The sequence below is a fragment of the uncultured Arthrobacter sp. genome (assembly GCF_902805515.1).
Lineage (GTDB): Bacteria > Actinomycetota > Actinomycetes > Actinomycetales > Micrococcaceae > Arthrobacter_D.
Genome location: NZ_CADCTE010000148.1, coordinates 23,768 through 29,829, shown reverse-complemented (window position 1 = coordinate 29,829; position 6,062 = coordinate 23,768). Strand labels below are relative to the sequence as shown.

5 protein-coding genes are annotated in these 6,062 nt (G+C 68.2%); 4 read left to right on the top strand and 1 reads right to left on the bottom strand.

The genetic code is table 11. The features are described from left to right. The 3 genes from QZX79_RS13535 to QZX79_RS13525 form a co-directional block, all read left to right on the top strand. Positions 1-1,113 (top strand): NAD(P)/FAD-dependent oxidoreductase (locus QZX79_RS13535; RefSeq protein WP_294568899.1); only part of this gene is annotated, 1,113 nt, incomplete at its 5' end. After that, on the top strand, positions 1,110-1,883 hold the full coding sequence (locus tag QZX79_RS13530; RefSeq protein ID WP_294568897.1) for an SDR family NAD(P)-dependent oxidoreductase: 774 nt from the start codon (positions 1,110-1,112) through the stop codon (positions 1,881-1,883). The genes QZX79_RS13535 and QZX79_RS13530, both read left to right, overlap by 4 nt. 50 nt (positions 1,884-1,933) lie before the next feature. Then, the gene (locus QZX79_RS13525; protein WP_294568896.1) at positions 1,934-3,019 is read left to right on the top strand and encodes an SDR family oxidoreductase; all 1,086 of its coding nucleotides are present in this window, start codon (positions 1,934-1,936) and stop codon (positions 3,017-3,019) included. Positions 3,020-3,111: 92 nt separating this feature from the next. Here QZX79_RS13525 and QZX79_RS13520 read toward each other — a convergent pair whose 3' ends face one another. Next, the gene (locus QZX79_RS13520; RefSeq protein WP_294568894.1) at positions 3,112-5,169 is read right to left on the bottom strand and encodes a PhoX family phosphatase; all 2,058 of its coding nucleotides are present in this window, start codon (positions 5,167-5,169) and stop codon (positions 3,112-3,114) included. Positions 5,170-5,360: 191 nt separating this feature from the next. Between QZX79_RS13520 and QZX79_RS13515 the strand changes: the two genes are divergently transcribed. Further along, the gene (locus QZX79_RS13515; RefSeq protein WP_294568892.1) at positions 5,361-6,053 is read left to right on the top strand and encodes an aspartate/glutamate racemase family protein; all 693 of its coding nucleotides are present in this window, start codon (positions 5,361-5,363) and stop codon (positions 6,051-6,053) included. Positions 6,054-6,062: the final 9 nt, after the last annotated feature.

Genomic DNA, 6,062 nt, shown 5'->3' with positions numbered 1-6,062 from the left:
CTGGCCGGGAAGCGGGTGGGACTGATCGGGCTGGGAGCCTCGGGGATCCAGATCGTCCCCACGGTCGCGGAGGAGGTCGGCGAGTTCTTCGTCTTCCAGCGCACCCCGAACTTCATCGTGGAGACCTCCAACGACAAGGTGACCACCCAGGAGATGCGGCACCTGCGCGAGAACTACGACGCGATCTTCGACAAAGCGGCAGGCCACCCGTTCGGAGTCGCCATGGAACCGGCCGAGCACAGCGCCCTTGAGGTCTCCGCGGAGGAACGCCAGCGGATCTTCGAAAGCAAGTGGAACGAGGGCGGCTTCCACTTCGCCAACGAGTGCTTCAACGACCTCGCGACGAACCACGAGTCCAGCGAGCTGGCCTCCGAGTTCATCCGCGGCAAGATCCGCGAGATCGTCACGGACCCCGCGACGGCGGACCTGCTCAGCCCGCAGGACTACTCCTTCAACGGCAAGCGCGTGCCGACCGGCCACAACTACTACGCCACCTTCAACCGGGACAACGTGCACCTCATCGACACGAAGTCCACCCCGATCACCGGGATCACCGAACGGGGCGTCCAGGTCGGGGACACCGAGTACGAACTTGATGTTCTCATCTTCGCCACAGGCTTCGACGCGATGACCGGCACCCTGACCAATATCGACATCGTGGGCCGGAACGGGCTCACCCTGCGCGATAAGTGGGCCGCCGAAGGGCTGCGGTCGAACCTCGGCATCAACGCCCACGGTTTCCCCAACTTCTTCATGTCGCTCGGTCCCCAGACGCCCTATTCGAACCTGCCGGTGCCCATCCAGCTTGGGGCCCAGTGGCTGCAGCGCGCCATCCGGTGGGCCGAGCAGAACGGCGTCGAACGCCTCGAGGCGACCCCGGAATCGGAGCAGTGGTGGGCCGAGGAGGTGGAACGCGCGGGTAAGTCCACGGTCATGTACTCCGAAGGCAAGAAGGCCAAGGCCTGGTTCCTCGGCGAGAACGTGCCGGGCAAGCCGGAGACCTTCCTCGTCTACATGGGCGGCGGCCAGGTGTACCAGGAGTACTGCCGGAAGGCGGAGGAGAACGGCTACCGGGACTTCCTCGCCTCCTCGGTGGAGCCAGCGTCCGCATGAGGGGCCGGCTGGAGGGGAAGGTCGCCTTCATCACCGGCGCAGCCTCCGGCATGGGACGTGCCACGGCCGAACTGTTCGCCCGTGAGTGCGCGGCCGTGGCCGTCACCGACCTCGACGGCCCAGCCGGCCCGGAGACCGTCGCCGCCATCACGGCGGCCGGCGGAAGGGCGCGGTTCTGGCCGGTAGACGTTTCCTCGGAGGCCAGCGTGGCCGCCGGCGTCGCCGCCGCCGCCGCGGAGTTCGGGGCCATCGACATCCTCATCAACTGTGCGGGCATCATCGGCGTGGACAAGCCGACGCACGAGGTGTCCGAGGCGGAGTGGGATGCCCTTTTCGCCGTCGACGTGAAGGGGGTCTTCTTCGCCACCAAGCACGTGGTTCCTCACATGATCGCGGCCGGTGGAGGTTCGATCGTGAACTTCTCGTCGATCTACGGTCTCCTCGGCAATGACGAGTTCACCCCGTACCACGTAGCGAAGGGCGCCGTGACGATGCAGACCCGGCAGGACGCCGCGACGTACGGCCGGTACAACATCCGGGTCAACTCGGTGCATCCGAGCACGGTCCTCACTCCCCTCGTGCAGGGAATTGCGGACGCCTATGAGGGCGGCCTGCCCGCCTATGAGGAGATGATGACGGCCCACCAGTCGCTCAAGCGGCTCGGCCGGCCGATCGATGTCGCCTACGGCGTGCTCTATCTGGCCTCCGACGAGGCTGGGTGGGTCACCGGAGTGAACCTCCCCCTCGACGGCGGCTACACGGCGCGCTGACCGGCACCCCACCTCCATCTACCTGACGCCAAACGATCGAAGGAGCTTGAATGGAAGTCAACGCAGCACCCCAGCCCGCAGGAACCGCCCTCGTGGTGGGAGCCAGCGGCATCGCCGGATCGGCGCTGCGCGGCCGGCTCGCCTTGGCGGGATGGCCGGTCCTTGCCCTCTCCCGGTCCGCCGGTGTCCCGTCCCAGGGTGTGAAACACCTGCAGGCCGACCTCGGCTCGCCTGAGCAGGTCCGGCGCGTTCTTGCTGGCGAGCGGCCCACGCACGTGTTCTTCACCGCGTGGTCCCCGCGGCCGACCGAGAAGGAAAACATCGAGGTCAACGCCGGAATGCTCAGGAACCTCCTGGCCGCCCTCGAGGGCAAACCGGTGGTGCACGTGGCCCTGATGACCGGGCTCAAGCATTACCTCGGCCCGTTCGAGGCCTATGCGGCCGGTGAGATGCCTGACACCCCCTTCCGCGAGGAGGAGCCCCGCCTTCCGGTCGACAACTTTTACTACGCCCAGGAGGACGAGCTGTGGGCGGCAGCGGAAAGGCAGGGATTCACCTGGTCGGTGCACCGGGCCCACACGGTCATCGGACACGCGGTGGGCAACGCGATGAACATGGGACTGACCCTTGCGGCGCACGCCGCGATCTGCCGGAGGGAAAATCTGCCCTTCGTGTTTCCCGGCTCTCAGATGCAGTGGATTGCGCTCACCGACATGACGGATGCGGGGCTGCTCGCCGAGCACATGATCTGGGCGTCCACCACGCCGGGGGTGGCCAATGAGGCGTACAACATCGCCAACGGCGACGTCTTCCGGTGGCGGTGGATGTGGCCGCGCCTCGCCGCCTACTTCGGCCTCGAACCGGTCGGTCCGTCAGCCACCCCCCAGCCCCTCCAGGACCGGATGCGGGGCATGGAGGGCGTGTGGAAGGACATTGCCGCCGAGCATGGGCTGGTGGAGGACGACCTGAACCGGCTCGCGTCCTGGTGGCACACCGACGGAGATCTGGGCCGGCAGATCGAGGTTGTCACCGACATGAGCAAGAGCCGACTGGCGGGCTTCAGCGGCTACCGGCGCACCGAAGACTCCTTCACGGAACTCTTTGACAGGTACCGCGCAGATTCCCTCATCCCCTGACGGCTGCGCCCACCGAACACAGCGGCGCCGGCGGATTCCTCCGCCGGCGCCGCTGTGCGTTCACCCGCAGCCGGTGCAGTCACCGGGAGGGCTCAGCCCCGGTAGACCTGCACCACCGAGGGCCGGGGAAGTGCGCCCTGCCCGGGGGCCGGCTGTACACCGGCGGGCACGTAGTCCGGGAATCGTGACACCTGGGCCGCCCAGGTGCCGTCCTCCCCCGGGTGCTGGACGGCGACGAAGACCGAGCGTTCGTCGTCGTGGATGATGGGCCCGCAGGTCTCGGCGTCGCGCGGCACGGCGAGGAACTGCTCGACCCGCCCTCGCTCGGCGCCGTCGAGGCCTACCTTGAACAGGCCGTCGCAGTAGCCGATGGTGCCCGGCTGGCCGTCCGTGGAGATCCACAGGTTGCCCACCGAATCGAACGCGAGGTTGTCGGGGCAGCTGATCGGGGAGACCTTGTCGGCGGGATACCCGCTGAAGTACGCCGTGGAATTCTTCGCCGGGTCACCGCACACCAGCAGCAGGTTCCAGGTGAAGCGCGTGGCCGTGGCGTCGCCGCCGGCCTCGGTCAGCTCGACCACGTGGCCGTCGCGGTTGGCGGTCCGCGGGTTCGCCTCGTCCGCCGCCGCGTTGGTGCCGGTTCCCCGGTTGGTGTTGTTGGTGCAGGCCACGTACACCTTGCCGGTCACCGGGTTCGGCTCGACGTCCTCGCACCGGTCCATCTTGGTGGGGCCCACCTTGTCGGCGGCGAGGCGCGTGAAGACCGCCACCTCGGCCGCGCTCATGCCGGGCACCGCCGATTCGTTGTCCAGCAGCAGCGGCAGCCACTCCCCGACGCCGTCGAACGCGCCGTCGGCCGGCAGCGCCCCGGTGCCGTTGATCTCGGGCATGGAGTTGCCCTGGAACCGCGCCACGTACAGCGACCCCTGGGAGAGCAGCGACATGTTCGCGCGCCGGGCCTCGGGGGTGGTCCCGGGCTGGACCGTGTTCGTGGAGACGTACTTGTAGAGGTAGTCGAACCGCTCGTCGTCCCCGGAGTAGGCAACCACCCGGCCGTCGGGGGCGACGGTCACGTTCGCGCCCTCATGCTTGAAGCGCCCCAGCGCCGAGTGCTTGCGGGGGGTGGAGGTGGGATCGAACGGATCGACCTCCACGATGTAGCCGAAGCGGTGCTTCTCGTTCTCGTAGCCCGGTATCCGGGTGTCAAAGCGGGCCTCGTCGAGTTCCCAGCCGCGGACCGTGGGCTTGGATCCCAGCCCATACCGGCGGTCCCCGGCGCTGGTTCCGGCACTGACGAAGTACCCGTTGAAGTTCTCCTCGCCGGAGAGGATGGTGCCCCACGGGGTGGTGCCGCCCGCACAGTTCCCCAGCGTGCCCAGCACCGTGCGGCCGGCCGGGTCGTCGATGGTTTTCACCAGGTCGGACCCCGCGGCAGGGCCGGTGAGCTCGTAGGGGGTCGTGGTGAGGAAGCGCCGGTTTCGGGGCGCGCCCTGGACGTAGCTCCACGGCTTCGCCGTGTTCTTGCGTTCAAGCTCGACGACGGAGAGCCCGTGGGCGGCCTTTCCGATCCCGCGCACCTCGGCGGGGGGAAGGCTCGGCGGCACCATGATGGCCTCGTTGGTGTACTCGTGGTTGGCGAACAGGACCGCGCGGCGTCCCTTGCTGCCGGGCAGCGTGAGGATATCGGTGTAGTCACAGTTGTAGCCGAACTGGAGGGCCTGGGCGGCCGCGCTCTGGTTTCCGGCGTCGAAGGCGGGCGAGTTGGAGAACAGCGGATCGCCCCAGCGGATGACCGGCTTCCAGGTGAACCCTGCGGGAACCGTCATGTCATCGACCAGGGCGTCCACCGGCGCGATGGGTGTGAAGGTGAGCTTGCTGCGCGGCCCGCCCAGGGCGACGGCCTGTGGCAGTGCCTTTCCGGGCCCGACAGCCGAGCCCACCAGCAGGACCAGGGCCCCTGCGGCACCGGCGCCCAGCAGGTTGCGCCGGGAAAACTCGGCCGAGACGACGTCGCGGAAGTAGTTGTTCTCCGAGGTATTGCAGACCGCCGACGCGCAGGCGTTGTCGCACTTCAGGGCGCAGGTGACGGCGCTTCGCTTGCCTTTGGTGTGTCCGAGCATGGGGAGCAGCCGGCGGGTGGTTTCACTCATGGGGTGTGCCTTCCGGAGGGACGAACTGGCGTTGGACTCTCGTCCGACCTTGGCGGGGGAAACCGACGTCCTGCGTTCCCGCCGGTGAACGGGCGGGAAACCCTGATGAAACACTTGACCCACCAGTCTCAGGCGGCGCATCCCCGCGTCACCGAAGGCAGGACGAGCACCCGGTCCGCTACGGTGGGCGCATGAAACGCATCGGCCTGCTCGGCGGGATGAGCTGGGAAAGCTCAGCGCTCTACTACTCGCTCATCAATGAGGGGGTCCACGACCGGCTCGGCGGCCTGCACTCGGCCTCCTGCGTCCTGATCTCCGTGGACTTCGCGCAGATCGAACGCCTCCAGGCGCAAGGTGAGTGGCAGCGGGCGGGCGAGATCCTCGCCGGGGAGGCGCGGCGGATCGAAGCAGCGGGCGCCGACCTGCTGGTGCTCTGCACCAACACCATGCACAAGGTAGCGGCGGCCATCGAGGACGCCGTGTCCATCCCGTTTCTCCACCTGGGCGACGTCACGGCCCGGGCGGTCCTCGCCTCGGGACTCCGGACGGTGGGTCTGCTCGGAACGAGGTTCACCATGGGGCAGGCCTTTTACGTGGACCGCCTTGCCGCCCACGGACTCGAGGTGCTGCTTCCCGGCCCGGAGGACCAGGCGGTGGTGAACGCCATCATCTACGACGAACTGGTGCTCGGTGACATCCGGGACGAGTCGAGGCGCAGGTACCAGACGGTGATGAAGGACCTGGCCGCGAGGGGTGCCGGGGGCATCATCCTGGGCTGCACGGAGATCGAGCTGCTGATCGGGCAGGACGACTCGGAGCTGCCGGTGTTCGCCACCACCCGCCTCCATGCGGAGGCGGCCGTGATGGCGGCCCTCGCCGGGTGAGTCCGGGTC

Excerpts from the sequence above, each read along its gene's own strand:
- QZX79_RS13530 (WP_294568897.1), top strand. The coding sequence starts at position 1,110 with ATGAGGGGCCGGCTGGAGGGGAAGGTCGCCTTCATCACCGGCGCAGCC.
- QZX79_RS13525 (WP_294568896.1), top strand. The coding sequence starts at position 1,934 with ATGGAAGTCAACGCAGCACCCCAGCCCGCAGGAACCGCCCTCGTGGTG.
- QZX79_RS13520 (WP_294568894.1), bottom strand. The coding sequence starts at position 5,169 with ATGAGTGAAACCACCCGCCGGCTGCTCCCCATGCTCGGACACACCAAA.
- QZX79_RS13515 (WP_294568892.1), top strand. The coding sequence starts at position 5,361 with ATGAAACGCATCGGCCTGCTCGGCGGGATGAGCTGGGAAAGCTCAGCG.